Origin of the sequence: Streptomyces sp. NPDC091292 (genome assembly GCF_044757265.1) — a bacterium.
Classification (GTDB): domain Bacteria; phylum Actinomycetota; class Actinomycetes; order Streptomycetales; family Streptomycetaceae; genus Streptomyces.
The window spans coordinates 52,538-69,771 of record NZ_JBIVUQ010000027.1; the positions used below are offsets into that span (position 1 = coordinate 52,538).

The window sequence follows — 17,234 nt, forward strand, 5'->3', positions numbered from 1 at the left end:
GCCGGGATGCGCCGTCACCCCGGAAGCGTGCGTGTCCTGTACAACTCAGGGACCGTAGCTGTCTTTGTCAGGGCCGGATAGCCCTTGCGCAGCAGAGAAGTTGAACTTTTTCCAGCCGCAGGACAAAGCGGTCCCTGGGCAGGCGGGATCCCCCGGTGGCGTGAGGCGCACCGAGTGGACCCGCCTGGTCAAGGGAGTTGGCTCCCGCCGCGGTGGTGGAGAGACCACCGCGGCGGGCCGTGCGCTGCGCCAGGAACGGCTAGTCGTTGCCGCCGAAGGCCGCGTCGAAAGAGGCCGTCGGGGGCTCGAAGTCGAAGGCCTTGAGGTGCGCCAGGGCCTCCGGTGCGCCCTGGAGCCGGTCCATGCCGGCGTCCTCCCACTCGACGGAGATCGGGCCGCCGTAGTCGATGGAGCGGAGCATCCGGAATACGTCCTCCCACGGCACGTCGCCGTGGCCCGCGGACACGAAGTCCCAGCCGCGCCGGGGATCGCCCCACGGCAGATGGGAGCCGAGGCGCCCGTTGCGGCCGTCGAGGCGCTTGCGGGCCTCCTTGCAGTCCACGTGGTAGATCCGGTCCCGGAAGTCCCAGAGGAACCCGACCGGGTCGAGGTCCTGCCACACGAAATGGCTGGGGTCGAAGTTCAGCCCGAACGCGGGCCGGTGGTCCACGGCTTCGAGGGCGCGGTGCGTGGTCCAGTAGTCGTAGGCGATCTCGCTGGGGTGCACCTCGTGCGCGAAGCGGACCCCCTCGACGTCGAAGACGTCCAGGATCGGGTTCCAGCGCTCCGCGAAGTCCTCGTAGCCCCGGTCGATCATGCCGGGCGGCACGGGCGGGAACATCGCGACGAGGTGCCAGATCGAGGAGCCGGTGAAGCCGATGACGGTGTCGACTCCGAACGCGGCGGCGGCACGGGCGGTGTCCTTGATCTCGGCGGCTGCCCGCTGCCGTACGCCCTCGGGCTCGCCGTCGCCCCAGATACGGGACGGCAGGATGCCCTGGTGGCGCTCGTCGATCGGGTTGTCGCAGACCGCCTGGCCGACCAGATGGTTGGAGATCGCCCAGCACTTGAGGCCGTACTTGTCGAGCAGGGCGTGGCGCGAGTCCAGGTAGGACGGGTCGCTGAGCGCCTTGTCGACCTCGAAGTGGTCGCCCCAGCAGGCGAGTTCGAGACCGTCGTAGCCGAAGTCGCGGGCGCGTCGGCAGACCTCCTCCAGGGGAAGGTCGGCCCACTGACCGGTGAAGAGCGTGAACGAGCGTGGCATGACCGGGCCTCCTAGGCCGCCGGGACGGGCGTGTACACGGAATTCTTGGCCGCGCTCTCCTCGACGGCGGCCAGGACACGCTGGACCTGGAGGCCGTCGCTGAAGGAGGGTGCGGGGGTGGTGCCCGCGGCGACCGCGTGCACCAGGTCGCGGGCCTGATGGACGAACGTGTGTTCGTAGCCGAGCCCGTGGCCCGGCGGCCACCAGGCGTCGAGGTAGGGATGGTCGGGTTCGGTGACCAGGATGCGGCGGAAGCCCGCGCTCACGCCGGGTTCGGTGTGGTCGTGGAAGGAGAGTTCGTTGAGCCGTTCGAGGTCGAAGGCGAGCGAGCCCAGCTCGCCGTTGAGTTCGATGCGGAGCGCGTTCTTGCGGCCCGCGGCGAACCGGGTGGCCTCGAAGGAGGCGAGGGCGCCGGAGGCGAGACGGCCGGTGAACAGGGCCGCGTCGTCCACGGTGACCTGGCCGACTCCGGCTCCGCCGCCGGCGCCGCTGAGCCCGGCCGACGCCCCGTCGAGCAGCGGCCGTTCCCTGATGAAGGTCTCGGTGACCGCCGAGACGCCGACCAGGGGCTCGCCCGCGAGGAACTGGGCGAGGTCGATGATGTGGGCGCCCAGGTCACCGAGGGCGCCCGAGCCCGCGGTGTCCTTGCGCAGCCGCCAGGTCAGCGGGAACTCGGGGTCGACCAGCCAGTCCTGGAGATAGCTGACCCGCACGTGCCGCAGGGTGCCCAGGCGCCCCTCGGCGACCATCCGGCGGGCGAGCGCGGTCGCGGGCACCCGCCGGTAGTTGAAGCCGACCATCGCGACCTGGCCACGGGCGCGGGCCCGCTCGGCCGCCGCCACCATCGCCTCGGCCTCCTCGACCGTGTTGGCGAGGGGTTTCTCGCACAGCACGTGCTTGCCCGCCTCCAGCGCGGCCACGGCGATCTCCGCATGGCTGTCGCCGGGGGTGCAGATGTCGACCAGGTCGACGTCGTCCCGGGCGATCAGGTCACGCCAGTCGGTCTCGGCCGCGGCCCAGCCGAGCCGGTCGGCCGCGACGGTCACGGCCTCCCGGTCCCGGCCGCAGACGGCGGCGAGTACGGGCCGCCGCGGCAGGTCGAAGACCCGTCCGACGGTGCGCCAGCCCTGGGAGTGGGCGGCGCCCATGAAGGCGTAGCCGACCATGCCCACGCCCAGGGGCGGCTTCCCGGCCTCGGTGCCGCTGTCGGCCTGCTCCGACTGTCCCTTCGGGGCCATACGGATGTCCTCCTTATCATCGGCGTCCTCCACGTCCTCGACGCCATGACTGCTGTGTGGGGGCGGGCGGCGCGTCTACTTGAAGCCGGTCGGCATGTACTGGTCGACGTTGTCCTTGTCGACCACGGCCGAGTAGAGCGTGACGTGCGCCGGGATCTCGAACTCGGCCATGCCGGAGATGCCCTTGCTCTGGCCGAGCGCGCGCGCCAGGTCGATCGCGGACGCCGCCATCGTCGGCGGGTACAGGACCGTGGCCTTGAGGACGCTGTTGTCGGCCTTGATGGCCTCGAAGGCGGACAGCGCGCCCGCGCCGCCGACCATCAGGAACTCGTCGCGGCCGGCCTGGTCGATGGCGCGCAGCGCGCCGACGCCCTGGTCGTCGTCGTGGTTCCACAGCGCGTCGATCTGCTTCTGCGCCTGGAGGAGCTGCGCCATCTTGGCCTGGCCGGACTCGACGGTGAAGTCGGCGGCCTGCCGGGCGACCTTCTCGATGTTCGAGTAGTTCTTGAGGGCGTCGTCGAAGCCCTGGGTGCGCTGCTTGGTCAGCTCCAGGTTGTCGATACCGGCCAGTTCGACGACCTTGGCGCCCTGCTTGCCCTTCAGCTTCTCGCCGATGTACTGCCCGGCGTTGAAGCCCATCCCGTAGTTGTCGCCGCCGATCCAGCAGCGGTACGCCTGCGGGGTGTTGAAGATCCGGTCGAGGTTGACGACCGGGATGCCGGCGCGCATCGCCTTGAGGCCGACCTGGGTGAGGGCCTTGCCGTCGGCGGGCAGGATGACCAGGACGTCGACCTTCTTGTTGATCAGCGTCTCGATCTGGCCGATCTGGGCGGCCGTGTCGTTGGAGCCCTCGGTGATCTCCAGCGTGACGTCCGAGTACTTCTTCGCCCGGTTCTTGGCGTTGTCGTTGATCGCGTTGAGCCAGCCGTGGTCGGCCTGCGGTCCGGCGAAGCCGATGGTGACCTGCTTGCCGGGCTTGTCGTCGGCCGCGGGCTCGTTGGTCGCCGACGCGGTGTTCTCGGTCTTGGGGTCGTTGCTGGTGCAGGCGGTGAGGAAGGCGCCCGCGCCGACGGCTGCGGTACCGAAGAGGATTCCTCTGCGACTCGGAATCTGTGGCATGTCGATGGCCTACTTCCCTTGAGGGTGGCGAGCGCCGGGTTAAGGAGTGGAAGCTGTGCGTCTCTGGACCAGCACGGCGGCGACGATGATCGCGCCCTTGGCGATCTGCTGGACGTCGGTCTGAAGGTTGTTCAGGGCGAAGATGTTGGTGATCGTGGTGAAGATCAGGACTCCGAGCACCGAGCCGACGATGGTGCCCCGGCCGCCGCTGAGGAGGGTGCCGCCGATGATCGCCGCGGCGATGGCGTCGAGTTCGTACAGGTTGCCGTTCGTGTTCTGGCCGGAGCCGGAGAGCACGATCAGCAGGAAGGCCGCGATGCCGCAGCACAGTCCGGAGAGCAGATAGAGGTAGAGCCGCTGGCGCCGGACGTCGATCCCGGCGAGCCGGGCCGCCTCGGAGTTGCCGCCGACGGCGACGGTGCGGCGGCCGAAGGTGGTGCGGTTCAGGATGAGCCAGCCGACGATCGTGACGGCCGCGAACACCAGGACCAGGGGCGGGATGCCGAGGATGTAGGAGTCCCGCTCACCCAGGTTCAGGATGCTGTCGATGCTGATGACCTGGGTCTTGCCGTCGGTGATCTGGAGGGCGAGTCCGCGCGCCGACGCCAGCATGGCGAGCGTGGCGATGAACGGGACCATTCCTCCGTACGCGATGAGCACCCCGTTGACGAGTCCGCAGCCGAGGCCGACGAGTACCGCCGTGAACAGGACGCCCGCGAAGCCGTACTCCTGGGTGGCGAGGGTGGTCGCCCAGACCGAGGAGAGCGCGACGATCGCACCGACGGACAGGTCGATGCCGCCGCTCATGATGACGAAGGTCATGCCGACCGTGACGACACCTATGACGGACGACTGGGTGAGCACCAGCTGGAGGTTCCTGGTGTCCAGGAACGCGTCGGGCTTGGTGATGCCGCCGATCAGGACGAGGGCGGCGAGCACGCCGAGCAGGGACAGGGTGCGCACATCGGCGCGCGCCCACACGGCACGCACCGGGCCGCCGTTGTCCGCGGGTTCGTTCTTGCGGAGGGCGGGGCGCGTGTCGGCCCCGTCCTGCTGGGCCGGCGAGGCGGGCTGCGTCATGACGTCGGGCTCCCTTCTGCTCGACTGGACGCGGACTCCGTGGGCACGGGGCTTCCTTCCATGACGAGATCGAGTACGCGGTGTTCGTCCAGCTCCTGGGCGGGCGCCGTATGGACGACCCGGCCTTCGCGGAGCACCAGCACACGGTCGGCGAGGCCCAGCACTTCGGGGACCTCGCTGGAGACCATCAGGACGGCGAGGCCGTCGTCGGCGAGGCGGCGCACCACGGCGTACAGCTCGGCGCGGGCGCCGACGTCGACACCACGGGTCGGCTCGTCCAGGAGCAGGACCCGGCAGCCGCGCAGCAGCCAGCGGGCCAGGACCGCCTTCTGCTGGTTGCCGCCGGACAGGGTGCGGATCCGTGCGTCCGGGTTGTCCGGGCGCAGGGACAGCTCTCGGGTCGCCTCGCGGGCCGCGGCGCGTTCGGCGCCCCGGTCGAGCCAGCCGCCGCGTGAGAAGCGGGACATGGAGGAGACCGACACGTTGTTGGTGACGGACTCCAGCATCAGCAGCGCCTGCGCCTTGCGCTCCTCGGGCGCGAGCCCGAGTCCGGCGCGCACGGCGGACCGTACGCTGCCGGGCCGCAGCGGCTTGCCGTCGACCAGGACGCGGCCCGCGGTGGGTTTGCGGGCGCCGTACACGGTCTCCAGGATCTCGGAGCGGCCGGAGCCGACGAGTCCGGCGAGGCCGACGATCTCGCCGGGCCGCAGTTCGAGGTCGAGCGGCGCGAACTCGCCGTCGCGGGCGAGCCCTTCGACGGTGAGGACGGGCGCCGGGCGGTCGGTGAACTCGGGGCGCGGCGGGAACACGTACTCGACGTTGCGGCCGGTCATCAGCGAGACGACCTCGCGGGTCGGCGTCGAATCGGCGGGCAGTCCCCCCGCGACCGCCCGCCCGTCCTTGAGGACGGTGACCCGGTCGCCGATGCGGCGGATCTCCTCCAGGCGGTGCGAGATGTAGACGACGGCGACTCCGTCGGCGGTGAGGTCGCCGACGATCCGGAAGAGGTTGTCGACCTCGTCGGGGTCGAGGGCGGCCGACGGCTCGTCCATCACGATGAGCCGGACGTCGTGCGAGAGGGCCCGTGCCATGGACACGACCTGCTGGTGCGCGGCGGACAGTTCACCGACGAGGCGGGCCGGGTCGATCTCCGCGTGGCCGAGCCGGCGCAGCAGGGCCGCGGCCGACGTCCGGGCCTCCCGGCCGCGTACGACGAATCCGGCGGTGGTCGGCTCGTGCCCGAGGTAGACGTTCTCGGCGACCGAGAGGTGTTCGACCAGGTCGAGTTCCTGGTAGATGGTGGCGATCCCGAGGCGCATCGCGGCGATCGGGGACTTCAGGGTGACACGGTCGCCGCGCCAGGTGATCTCGCCGTCGTCGGGCTGGTGGGCCCCGGCGAGGACCTTGATGAGCGTGGACTTCCCGGCGCCGTTCTGGCCGAGCAGGCAGTGGACCTCGCCCGCGAGGACTTCCAGGTCGACACCGTCGAGGGCGCGGACTCCGGGGAACGACTTGGTGATGCCGGACATGCTGAGCAGGGGTGGTTCTGGGGCCATGACGGGTTCCCCTCGGCGGTTCGGCCGGTTTCAGGGCAGGGCTGACGTACGCAGGGCGTGGGTGAGGGTGGAGTGGATGAGGGTGGAGTGGATCGGGGTGGGGTGCGGATCAGGCAGGGCGCGGATCGGGCAGAGCGTGGATCAGGGCAGGGCTGATGTGCACGGGTGCGGTGATGGTGCCGGTGGTGCGGCTCGTGCACGTGGTGCGTCGATGGTGCGGCTCTTGCACGTGGTGCGGGTGGTGCGTCAGTGGTACGGCTCGTGCGCGGTGGTGCGGCTCTTACGGTTGGTGCACGTGGTGCGCGCCGGTCAGGCCGGCGAGAACAGGTGGTCGCTGATGAGCCGGGCGCCGCCGATGACTCCGGCGGCGGGCCCCAACTCGCCCAGGACGATGGGCAGATTGCCGGTCGCGAGGGGAAGCGACTGGCGGTAGACCTGGGTGCGGATCGCGGCGAGCAGGGTGTGGCCGAGTCCGGTCACACCGCCGCCGATGACCACCAGGCCCGGGTTGAAGAAGCTGACGAGTCCGGCGATGACCTGGCCGGTGCGGTTGCCGCCCTCGCGGATCAGGTCGAGTGCGGTGGAGTCGCCGGCCGAGGCCGCCGCGGCGACATCGGCGGCGGTCAGCTCCCCCGCCGTCTCCAGGCGGCTCGCCAGCTCCACGGACCGGCCCTGTTCGGCGGCCTCCTGGGCGTCGCGAGCCAGCGCCGCACCGCTGAAGTGGGCTTCCAGGCAGCCCCGGTTGCCACAGGCGCAGGGGCGTCCGTCGGGCTCGACCTGGATGTGGCCGATGTCGCCCGCGCTGCCGGTGGTGCCGCGGTGGACCTCGCCGCCGACGACGATCCCGCAGCCGATACCCGTACCGATCTTGACGCAGAGGAAGTCGCCCACGGAGCGTGCGACGCCCGCGTGCTGCTCCCCCATCGCCATCAGGTTCACGTCGTTGTCGACCATGACGGGGCAGCCCAGGTCCTGGCTGAGCGCCTCGCGGACCGGGAAGCCGTCCCAGCCGGGCATGATCGGCGGGGCGACCGGGACGCCTTCGGGGAAGCGGACGGGGCCCGGGACGCCGATACCGGCGCCGTCGAAACCTTCCGCGAGCCCCGACGCGCGCAATTTGGCCGCCATGGCGAGAACCTGCTCGAAGACGGCGACCGGTCCTTCGCGGACGTCGAGGGGCTGGGTGATGTGCCCGAGCACCTCCAGTTCGGCATTGGTCACGGCCACGTCGACCGAGGTGGCGCCGATGTCGACGCCGAGGAACCGCAGGGCGGGTGCGAGCCGGATGTTGTGGGAGCGGCGGCCACCGCGCGAGGCGGCGAGTCCGTCGGCGACCACGAGTCCGGTCTCCAGGAGCCGGTCCACCTCGACGGCCAGTTTCGACCGGGAGAGGTCGACCTGGTCGCCCAGCTGGGCCCGGGAGTTGGGGCCTCCGTCGCGCAACAGCCTGAGCAACTTGGCCTGATGCGCGTTCGCGGGTCGAGCCGTCATGCGTCTCACGTGCCCCTCCCCGCCACCTTGGCTGTGTTCCTTCGTGCTTTCGAGGGGAACGTAGCAGTGCTTTGCCGGGCTGGGAAGAAGTTGAGCGGGAATTACCCATGACTTTCTCCAGCCACAGGACAAAGGTCCGGACGCGGGCGCACCAAAACGGGCCCTGTACGCACAGGGCCCGCACGGTCAAATCGGGAGGAGGGTTACTTTTCGCGCTCGTGGTAGGTCGTGCGCGTATGTTCCGTATGGGCGCGCATCACTTCGGTCGCGCGCTGCTCGTCGCGCCCCGAGATCGCCGCGATCAGCTCGCGGTGCTCGATCCAGGACTGCCGGCCGCGCTGCCGGGCGACGGGTGTGTAGTACCAGCGCACCCTGCGGTCCACCTGTCCGGCCAGCTCGGACAGGACCAGGTTTCCGGCCAGCTCCATCACCTTGGCGTGGAAGGCGGCGTTGGTCGCGACGACCAGGTCCACATCGCCGTCCTCGACGGCCCGCTCGCCCCGGGCGCAGAGCGCTTCGAGGGCGGCGATCCCGTCCGAGCCCGCCTTCGCGGCGGCGAGCCGGGCGGCCTCGGCCTCCAGGAGGGTACGGACGGACAGGAGCTGGTCCGCCTCCTCCTCGGTGGGCTCGTGCACGAACGCGCCCTGCGCGGGCCGCAGATCGACCCACCCCTCGGTGTTGAGGCGCTGCAACGCCTCGCGTACGGGCTGCCGTGACACCCCCAGATGTCCGGCGAGTTCGGACTCCACCAGGTGCTGCCCGGGTTGCAGCGCCCGGGTCGTGATGAGTTCGAGCAGCGCTTCGTACACCCGCTCGCGCAGGGGGCCCGGCCGCTCAAGGCGCGGAACCGCTCCCTGCGGCAGTCCTTGGGACAACATCGAGGGTCCCCCTCCAGCTCGACGGAGTAGACAAGTAGCCGAAAAGAATCGATTGGTTATCGTCTACAGTCTACCGAGCACAAAGGGTAGGGCGGGCGTGAGTTCGTCTCGTCACATGTCCCTGACAGGCCCGCACCGCGCCGGCGGCCTCACGGGCAGCGGACGACCTGCCCCGCGTACGAGAGGTTTCCGCCGAATCCGAAGAGGAGTATCGGCGCGCCGGACGCGATCTCGCCGCGCTCGACCAGCTTGGAGAGGGCGAGCGGGACGCTGGCCGCCGAGGTGTTGCCGGAGTCGACGACATCGCGCGCGACGACCGCGTTGACGGCGCCGATCTTCTCGGCGAGGGGCTCGATGATCCGCAGGTTGGCCTGGTGCAGGACGACGGCCGCGAGGTCCTCGGGGGTGAGCCCGGCGCGCTCGCACGCCTGGCGGGCCAGCGGGGGCAGCTTGGTGGTGGCCCAGCGGTAGACACTCTGCCCCTCCTGCGCGAACCGGGGCGGCTCGCCCTCGATCCGGACGGCGTTGCCCATCTCCGGCACCGATCCCCACAGCACCGGACCGATGCCCGGCTCCTCGTCGGGCCCGCATGCCTCGATCACGGCGGCGCCCGCGCCGTCGCCGACCAGGACGCAGGTGGTGCGGTCGGTCCAGTCGGCGACCTGGGTCATCTTGTCGGCGCCGATGACCAGGGCACGGGCGGAGGCCCCGGCCCGTACCGCGTGGTCGGCGGTGGCGAGGGCGTGCGTGAACCCGGCGCAGACGACGTTGACGTCCAGGGCGGCCGGGCTCGGGATGCCGAGCCGGGCGGCGACGCGCGCCGCCGTGTTCGGGGACCGGTCGATCGCGGTCGAGGTGGCGACCACGACGAGGTCGATGTCGGCGGGGCCCAGGCCCGCGGCGGCGAGCGCCTTGGCACCGGCGTGCCCGGCCAGCTCGTCCACGGGCTCGTCCGGGCCCGCGATGTGCCGGGTCTTGATGCCCACGCGTGAGGTGATCCACGCGTCACTGGTGTCGACCATGCCCGCGAGGTCCGCGTTGGTGAGCACACCCGCGGGCTGGTAGTGGCCGACGGCGGTGATGCGCGAGCCGCTCATGTACGGGTCCCCCTGGGGTGCCGGTGAGATCACGGACCTGCCAGTCTGGTCAGCGACTCACCGGTAACCGGACAGGTAAAGCGACAGTATTGCGGCGAAGTCCTTGTGGGCTTCCGCATCGCTTCATGATCAACAGCGGGATCCGTCACAGAAGGTCACCAAGAGGGTGCGGTCTGTTCCGTGACCGGGGCTCACGACCCCGGAACAAACCATCGCAACCTTCACCCGGTGAAGAGTTTTGTCGCCTTCTGTACGAGTTCATACACCCCGTACCCGAGGGGCGCCCCCACCCAGAGCCAGGCGAAGACGATCAGGCCCCGGCGGCGGGGCGGGGCGTCAGGCGGACTGCTGGTGGCGCGCGGTGTCTCCATCGGCTGCCTCCCTCGGTGCGGGGATGTGGTGACGCGGGTGGACGGGCCGTACGAGTTCGTTGGCGACGAAGCCGACGACGAGCAGGCAGATCATGATGGAGAGGGAGAGGCCGTAGAGGCCGGAGCCGTGTTTGCCCGCCTCCTCCTGACGGTCGGCGACCCAGTTGACGATGAGGGGCCCGAGCACCCCGGCGGTGGACCAGGCGGTGAGCAGCCGGCCGTGGATCGCGCCGACCTGATAGGTGCCGAAGAGGTCCTTGAGGTAGGCGGGGACGGTGGCGAACCCGCCGCCGTAGAAGGAGAGGATCACCAGCGCGCAGATCACGAACACCGGTTTCGACGCGTCGCCGAACTGCGCGATCAGCAGATACATCAGGGCGCCGACACCGAGGTAGAGCCGGTAGACGTTCTTGCGGCCGATCAGGTCGGACGTCGAGGACCAGCCGATACGGCCCGCCATGTTGGCCGCCGACAGGAGCGCGACGAACCCGGCGGCGGCCGAGGCCGATACGGGGGCGCTGGTGTCCGAGAAGAAGTCCGTGATCATCGGCGCGGCCTTCTCCAGGATGCCGATGCCCGCGGTGACGTTCATGCAGAGCACCACCCACAGACACCAGAACTGCGGGGTGCGCACGGCCTGTCGGGCGGAGACCTGGGGGCCGTCGAGCGGCGCGGGTCCGCCCGGTTTCGCGGGCCCTTCGGCGCGCGGCACCCGGACGAGGAGCACACCGAGGCTCATGAAGACGGCGTACGTCAGTCCGTGCACCAGGAAGGCGAGGGCGATTCCGGAGGAGTCGGCGCCGAAGGAGTCCAGCATCTGCGCGGACCAGGGCGAGGCGATGAGGGCGCCGCCGCCGAAGCCCATGATGGCGATGCCGGTGGCCATGCCGGGGCGGTCGGGGAACCACTTGATCAGGGTGGAGACCGGGGAGATGTAGCCGATGCCGAGGCCGATGCCGCCGACGAATCCGTAGCCGATGACGATCAGCCAGTACTGGCGGGTCGCGGCGCCCAGGGCGGCGATCAGGAAGCCCGAGGAGAAGCAGACGAGGGCGACCGTCATCGCCCAGCGGGGGCCGCGGCGCTCGACGAGCGTCCCGCCGAAGGCGGCGGACAGGCCGAGCATGACGATGGCGAGTTGGAAGGGCAGGGCGCTCTGGGTGCCGCTGAGGCCGAGCGCCGACTCCAGCGGGGGTTTGAAGACGCTCCAGGCGTAGGCCTGGCCGATCGAGAGGTGGACGGAGAGCGCGGCGGGCGGCACGAGCCAGCGGCTCCAGCCGGTGGGGGCGACGGGTGGGCTCATGATCCCGAACCCTAGGAACCCGGGACGGTGTTGGGAAGATCCCGCACGGAACCGCCCGGGAACCACCCCGGAACCGCCCGGGAAGTACCCCGTTCCCCATGACTCCCCCAAGAGCCGCCCAGGTGCTGCGCGAACCCTTGCTGAGGCAAGTTCCATACTGTAGACAATATTTCGTCGACACAGTCGGGACCCCCTTCACTCCCTTCCCGGTCCTCCAACCGATCGGAGCGCCCCACGTGAAAGTCGCAGTACTCGGCGCCGGTGCGATCGGCGCCTACGTCGGGGCCGCGCTGCACCGCGCCGGCGCCGATGTGCATCTCATCGCCCGTGGACCGCATCTGGCGGCCATGAGGCAGCACGGAGTGCGCGTACTCAGTCCGCGCGGTGACTTCACCGCGCGGACCCACGCCACCGACGACCCGGCCCAGGTCGGCCCGGTCGATTTCGTCTTCCTCGGTCTCAAAGCCAACTCGTACGCGGCGTGCGGGCCGCTGATCGAGCCCCTGCTCCATCCGGCGACGGCGGTGATCGCCGCCCAGAACGGCATCCCCTGGTGGTACTTCCACCGGCACGGCGGCCCGCACGACGGGCAGCGCATCGAGAGTGTGGACCCCGGCGGCGCGGTCAGTGCGGTGCTCGCGCCCGAGCGGGCCATCGGCTGTGTCGTCTACGCGGCGACCGAGCTGGAGGGTCCGGGCGTGGTCCGCCATCTGGAGGGCACCCGGTTCTCGATCGGCGAACCGGACCGCTCGGTCTCCGCCCGGTGCACCGCCTTCAGCGAGGCCATGCAGGCGGGCGGGCTGAAGTGCCCGGTCGAACCGGAACTGCGCGGCGACCTCTGGATCAAGCTGCTCGGCAACATCTCCTTCAACCCGATCAGCGCCCTGTCCCGCGCGACGATGCGTCAGATGTGTCTGCACGGCGGCACCCGGCGCGTCATCGAGATCATGATGGCCGAGACGCTGGCGGTCGCCGCGGCTCTCGGCTGCGAACCGGACATCTCCATCGAGCGGCGCCTCGCCGGCGCCGAACGCGTCGGCGACCACCGCACCTCCACTCTCCAGGACCTGGAGCGCGGCAAACCGCTCGAACTCGACGTGCTGCTCGCGGCCGTCGTGGAACTGGCGGAGATCACCGGAGTGCCGGTGCCCACGCTCCGTACCGTCCACGCCATCTCGGACCTGCTCGCGTCGAGGAGCGCCGCATGAGCAAACGCGACCGAACACCGAAGACGTACACCCGGCTCACCCACCCCCTGGTGCGTGACTCCCGTGACGCGCCCTTCCGGCGGGCCACCTGGGACGAGGCCCTGGACCGGGCCGCCGAGGGGCTGGGCGCAGCGCGCGGCTCCTTCGGGATGTTCTCGTGCGCCCGCGCCACCAACGAGATGAACTACGTGGCGCAGAAGTTCGCGCGCGTCGTGATGGGCACCAACAACGTCGACTCCTGCAACCGGACCTGCCACGCGCCCAGCGTGGCGGGGCTGACCGCGGCGTTCGGCTCGGGCGGCGGCACCTCCTCGTACGAGGAGGTCGAGCACACCGATCTGATCGTGATGTGGGGCTCCAACGCCCGCTTCGCGCACCCGATCTTCTTCCAGCACGTCCTCAAGGGGATTCGGGGCGGCGCCCTGATGTACGCCGTCGACCCGCGCCGCACCTCGACGGCCGAGTGGGCGGAGAGCTGGCTCGGGCTGAACGTCGGTACGGACATCCCGATGGCGCACGCGATCGGCCGCGAGATCATCCACGCGGGCCTGGCCAACCGGGCGTTCATCGACCGGGCCACCTCCGGCTTCGAGGAGTACCGGCAACTGGTGGAGCCCTGGACGCTGTCGCTCGCCGAGAAGGTCACGGGCGTACCGGCGGCGGCGATACGGGAGTTGGCGCACGTCTACGCCCGTGCGGAGCGGGCCCAGCTGTGCTGGACGCTCGGCATCACCGAGCACCACAACGGCACCGACAACGTCCGGGCGCTGATCAACCTGTCCCTGCTGACCGGGCACGTCGGCCGGTTCGGCTCCGGGCTCCAGCCGCTGCGCGGCCAGAACAACGTCCAGGGCGGCGGCGACATGGGGGCCATCCCCAACCGGCTGCCCGGCTTCCAGGACATCCTCGACCCGGCGAGCCGGCTGAAGTTCGAGACCGCCTGGGACACCGTGATCCAGCCGCACTACGGGCTGAACCTCACGGAGATGTTCGAGGCGATGGAGGAGGGCACGCTCAAGGCCGTCTACTGCATCGGCGAGAACCCCGCCCAGTCCGAGGCCGACAGCGAGCAGGCCCTGCGCCGGCTGCGGGCCCTGGACTTCCTGGTCGTGCAGGACATCTTCCTGACGAAGACCGCCGAACTCGCCGATGTGGTGCTGCCCGCCACGGCGGGCTGGGCGGAGACCGACGGCACCACCACCAACAGCGAACGCCGGGTGCAGCGGGTCCGCAGGGCGGTCACCCCGCCCGGCGAGGCCCGCGAGGACATCGACATCCTCTGCGACCTGGCGGGCCGGCTCGGCCACGACTGGAAGTACGCGGACGCCGAAACGGTCTGGAACGAGCTGCGGTCCGTCTCACCCGACCACTACGGCATGACCTATGAACGGCTCGCCGAGCACCAGGGCATCCAGTGGCCCTGTCCCAGCACCGACCGGCTCGAACCGACGTATCTGCACGGCAGGCTGTGGGAGTCGGACCCCGCGCTGCGCGGTGTGCCCGCGCCGTTCGGCCTGGTGCGCCACGACCCGCCGGTGGACCTCACGGACGAGGAGTACCCGATCCGGCTCACCACCGGGCGGCGCCTGGACTCGTACAACACCGGGGTGCAGAGCGGTGGTTTCGCGTCGCCGCTGCGGCGCGGCGAGTACGTCGAGCTGTGCCCGGAGGACGCGGAGCGGTACGGGGTCGCGGTCGGCGAGGAGGTCCAGGTCAGCTCGCGGCGGGGTGCGGTGGTCGCCCCGGTGTGGGTCGATCCGGCGCTGCGGCCCGGCCTCGCCTTCATGACCATGCACTTTCCCGACGAGGTCGACACCAACCAGCTCACCATCGAGGCGAACTGCCCGATCGCGGGCACCGCGGAGTTCAAGGCGTCGGCGATCCGTATCGACAAGCTGCCCGTCGCGGCCGTGAGGAGCTGAGGCAGGACATGGATCTGCGTTTCGGTGACAGCAAGCCGACGGACGAGGAGCGGGCGGCGATCGACGCGCTGCTCGGCCCGCCCGATTCGGCGTGGGAGGCGCCCGCCGGGGTCTGGGTGGACCGCCCGGACGAGGATCTGCGCTGGGCGCGCGGCGGACGCGCGGCACGGGACCGGCGCGACCAGCTGTTGCCGGGACTCCACGCCGTCAACGACCGGATCGGCTGGATCAGCGAGGGGGCGCTGGACTATCTGTGCCGCAGGCTGACCGTGCCGCCGGCCGAGGCGTACGGCGTGGCGACGTTCTACTCGATGTTCGCGGTGAAGCCGCGTCCGGCGACCGTGCTGCACGTGTGCACGGATCTGGCGTGCGCGGCGGCGGGCGCGGCCGGGGTGTGCGCGGGGGCCGAGGCACGGCTCGGCCCCGGCAGCGGGGTCACCGTCGAGCGCAGCCCGTGTCTGGGGCTGTGCGAACGGGCCCCGGCGGCGCTCGCGGTGCGCGCGGGCGACCCGGTGCGTACGGCGGTGGCCGCGCCCGCGACGGCGGAGTCCGCGGTGTTCGCCGCGACGGCGCCCGACGCGGCGCCCGAGGAACCGCCCGCGGCGATGGCGGTGCCGCAGGCCGGGGACGAGTCGCTGGTGCTGCTGCGCCGGATCGGCGCGGTGGACCCGGCGTCCCTGGACGACTACCGGGCGCACGGCGGCTACACGGCGCTGCGCCGGGCCTTCGCGATCGGCCCGGCCCAGGTGATCCGTGAGGTCACCGACGCGGGGCTGCTCGGCCGGGGCGGCGCCGCCTTCCCGACCGGCGTCAAATGGCAGGCCACCGCGTCCCAGCCGGACCATCCGCACTACGTCGTCTGCAACGCCGACGAGTCGGAGCCCGGCACCTTCAAGGACCGCGTCGTCATGGAGGGCGATCCGTACGCACTGGTCGAGGCGATGACCATCGCCGGATACGCGGTCGGCGCGCACAAGGGCTATCTGTATCTGCGGGGCGAGTACCCGCGCGCCCTGGAGCGGATGGGCCACGCCATCGAGCGGGCCCGCGCGCGGGGTCTGCTCGGCGACGACGTCCTCGGGCAGGGCTACGCCTTCGACATCGAGATCCGGCGCGGCGCGGGCGCCTACATCTGCGGCGAGGAGACCGCGCTGTTCAACTCCATCGAGGGCTATCGCGGGGAGCCGCGCTCCAAGCCGCCGTTCCCGGTCGAGAAGGGCCTGTTCGGCAAGCCGACGGCCGCGAACAATGTCGAGACCCTCGTCAACGTGTTGCCGATCCTGACGATGGGCGCGGAGGCGTACGCGGCGATCGGCACCGGCAGGTCGACCGGGCCGAAGCTGTTCTGCGTCTCGGGGACCGTGGCGCGGCCCGGGATCTACGAGCTGCCGTTCGGCGCAACCCTCGGGGACCTCCTCGACCTCGCGGGGAAGCCTCCGGCGCTGCGGGCGATCCTGCTCGGCGGCGCGGCGGGCGGTTTCGTACGCCCCGACGAACTGGACATCCCGCTCACCTTCGAGGGCACCCGCGAGGCCGGTACGACGCTGGGCTCCGGTGTGGTGCTCGCCTTCGACGACACCGTCCCGCTGCCCCGGGTGCTGCTGCGCATCGCCGAGTTCTTCCGCGACGAGTCCTGCGGGCAGTGCGTGCCCTGCCGGGTCGGCACGGTCCGCCAGGAGGAGGCCCTGCACCGCATCGCGGACCGCACGGGCGCCGCGGCGGCCGGTGACATCGCCCTGCTCAGAGAGGTGGGGCGGGCCATGAAGGACGCCTCGATCTGCGGTCTGGGGCAGACCGCGTGGAACGCCGTGGAATCCGCCATCGACCGACTGGGGGCGTACGAATGACCGCGATCCCGCTGCAACCGCCGCGCCGCCTCCTGGAGTTCACGCTCGACGAGGAACCGGTGCTCGTGGTCGAGGGCGCCACGATCCTCGACGCCTGCCGCGCGGCGGGCAAGGACATCCCGACGCTGTGCCAGGGCGACACGCTGACCCCGAAGAACGCCTGCCGGGTCTGTGTGGTCGAGGTCGAGGGCACCCGGACCCTGGCGCCCGCGTGCTCCCGCAAGGCGGAGGCGGGCATGACGGTCCGCACGGACACCGAGCGGGCCCGGCACAGCCGCAAGATCGTCCTGGAGCTCCTCGCGTCGTCCGTCGACCTCTCCACGACCCCGAAGGTCGCGGACTGGCTGAAGGAGTACGAGGCGAAGCCGGACCGGTTCGGCCCGGACGCGGCCCGGGTGGACGAGGAGCCGAAGGTCGACAACGATCTGTACGTGCGCGACTACGACAAGTGCATCCTCTGCTACAAGTGCGTCGACGCGTGCGGCGACCAGTGGCAGAACACCTTCGCCATCTCGGTCGTGGGGCGCGGTTTCGACGCCCGGATCGCCGTCGAGCACGACGCGCCGCTGACCGACTCGGCGTGCGTGTACTGCGGCAACTGCATCGAGGTGTGTCCGACGGGGGCGCTGTCGTTCAAGTCCGAGTTCGACATGCGGGCGGCCGGTACCTGGGACGAGGAGCGGCAGACAGAGACGACGACGGTGTGCGCGTACTGCGGTGTGGGCTGCAACCTCACCCTCCATGTGCAGGACAATGACATCGTGAAGGTCACATCGCCGCACGACAATCCGGTGACCCACGGCAACCTCTGCATCAAGGGTCGCTTCGGCTATCAGCACGTACAGAACCGGGACTGATCA

The 17,234-nt window shown here is 70.8% G+C and carries 14 protein-coding genes; 4 read left to right on the forward strand and 10 right to left on the reverse strand.

Annotated features, from left to right (window positions below):
- Positions 1-259 precede the first annotated feature (259 nt).
- The 10 genes from ACIQNU_RS39245 to ACIQNU_RS39290 all read right to left on the reverse strand — a co-directional run bounded on the left by ACIQNU_RS39245 (position 260) and on the right by ACIQNU_RS39290 (position 11,397).
- Entirely contained in the window at positions 260-1,264 is a 1,005-nt protein-coding gene (locus ACIQNU_RS39245; RefSeq protein WP_401376099.1) for a sugar phosphate isomerase/epimerase family protein, read from the reverse strand.
- 11 nt (positions 1,265-1,275) lie between these two features.
- Positions 1,276-2,502, reverse strand: coding sequence for a Gfo/Idh/MocA family protein (locus ACIQNU_RS39250; RefSeq protein WP_401376102.1), 1,227 nt, complete (start codon positions 2,500-2,502; stop codon positions 1,276-1,278).
- A 75-nt stretch (positions 2,503-2,577) separates the two neighbouring features.
- On the reverse strand, positions 2,578-3,621 hold the full coding sequence (locus ACIQNU_RS39255) for a substrate-binding domain-containing protein (RefSeq protein ID WP_401376105.1): 1,044 nt from the start codon (positions 3,619-3,621) through the stop codon (positions 2,578-2,580).
- Between the two features lie 39 nt (positions 3,622-3,660).
- Positions 3,661-4,701 carry an ABC transporter permease gene (locus tag ACIQNU_RS39260; protein WP_401376107.1) on the reverse strand — a complete coding sequence of 347 codons (1,041 nt, stop codon included), beginning with the start codon at positions 4,699-4,701 and terminating at the stop codon, positions 3,661-3,663.
- A complete protein-coding gene (locus ACIQNU_RS39265) occupies positions 4,698-6,257 on the reverse strand; it encodes a sugar ABC transporter ATP-binding protein (protein WP_401376109.1) in 1,560 nt (519 codons plus the stop codon). The genes ACIQNU_RS39260 and ACIQNU_RS39265 overlap by 4 nt, the downstream gene beginning before the upstream one ends.
- A 309-nt stretch (positions 6,258-6,566) precedes the next feature.
- Positions 6,567-7,748 (reverse strand): ROK family protein, encoded by a 1,182-nt coding sequence (locus tag ACIQNU_RS39270; RefSeq protein WP_401376112.1) that lies wholly within the window; start codon positions 7,746-7,748, stop codon positions 6,567-6,569.
- Positions 7,749-7,951: 203 nt separating this feature from the next.
- Positions 7,952-8,626: a GntR family transcriptional regulator gene (locus ACIQNU_RS39275; protein WP_401376115.1), complete on the reverse strand. Its 675-nt coding sequence runs from the start codon at positions 8,624-8,626 to the stop codon at positions 7,952-7,954.
- Positions 8,627-8,775: 149 nt separating this feature from the next.
- Positions 8,776-9,723, reverse strand: a complete 948-nt coding sequence (locus tag ACIQNU_RS39280) for a beta-ketoacyl-ACP synthase III (protein ID WP_401376118.1) — start codon at positions 9,721-9,723, stop codon at positions 8,776-8,778.
- A 221-nt stretch (positions 9,724-9,944) separates the two neighbouring features.
- Complete coding sequence (locus ACIQNU_RS39285; protein WP_401376121.1) at positions 9,945-10,094, reverse strand: hypothetical protein; 150 nt, start codon at positions 10,092-10,094, stop codon at positions 9,945-9,947.
- Positions 10,060-11,397, reverse strand: a complete 1,338-nt coding sequence (locus tag ACIQNU_RS39290; RefSeq protein ID WP_401376124.1) for an OFA family MFS transporter — start codon at positions 11,395-11,397, stop codon at positions 10,060-10,062. Before ACIQNU_RS39290 ends, ACIQNU_RS39285 begins: the two co-directional genes overlap by 35 nt.
- A gap of 236 nt (positions 11,398-11,633) precedes the next feature.
- Between ACIQNU_RS39290 and ACIQNU_RS39295 the strand changes: the two genes are divergently transcribed.
- The 4 genes from ACIQNU_RS39295 to ACIQNU_RS39310 are packed head-to-tail and all read left to right on the forward strand — an operon-like array spanning position 11,634 to position 17,231.
- Complete coding sequence (locus ACIQNU_RS39295; protein ID WP_401376127.1) at positions 11,634-12,605, forward strand: 2-dehydropantoate 2-reductase; 972 nt, start codon at positions 11,634-11,636, stop codon at positions 12,603-12,605.
- Entirely contained in the window at positions 12,602-14,527 is a 1,926-nt protein-coding gene (locus tag ACIQNU_RS39300; protein ID WP_401376130.1) for a molybdopterin oxidoreductase family protein, read from the forward strand. Before ACIQNU_RS39295 ends, ACIQNU_RS39300 begins: the two co-directional genes overlap by 4 nt.
- 8 nt (positions 14,528-14,535) lie before the next feature.
- Positions 14,536-16,374, forward strand: a complete 1,839-nt coding sequence (locus ACIQNU_RS39305; RefSeq protein WP_401376132.1) for an NADH-ubiquinone oxidoreductase-F iron-sulfur binding region domain-containing protein — start codon at positions 14,536-14,538, stop codon at positions 16,372-16,374.
- On the forward strand, positions 16,371-17,231 hold the full coding sequence (locus ACIQNU_RS39310) for a 2Fe-2S iron-sulfur cluster-binding protein (RefSeq protein WP_401376134.1): 861 nt from the start codon (positions 16,371-16,373) through the stop codon (positions 17,229-17,231). The genes ACIQNU_RS39305 and ACIQNU_RS39310 overlap by 4 nt, the downstream gene beginning before the upstream one ends.
- Positions 17,232-17,234: the final 3 nt, after the last annotated feature.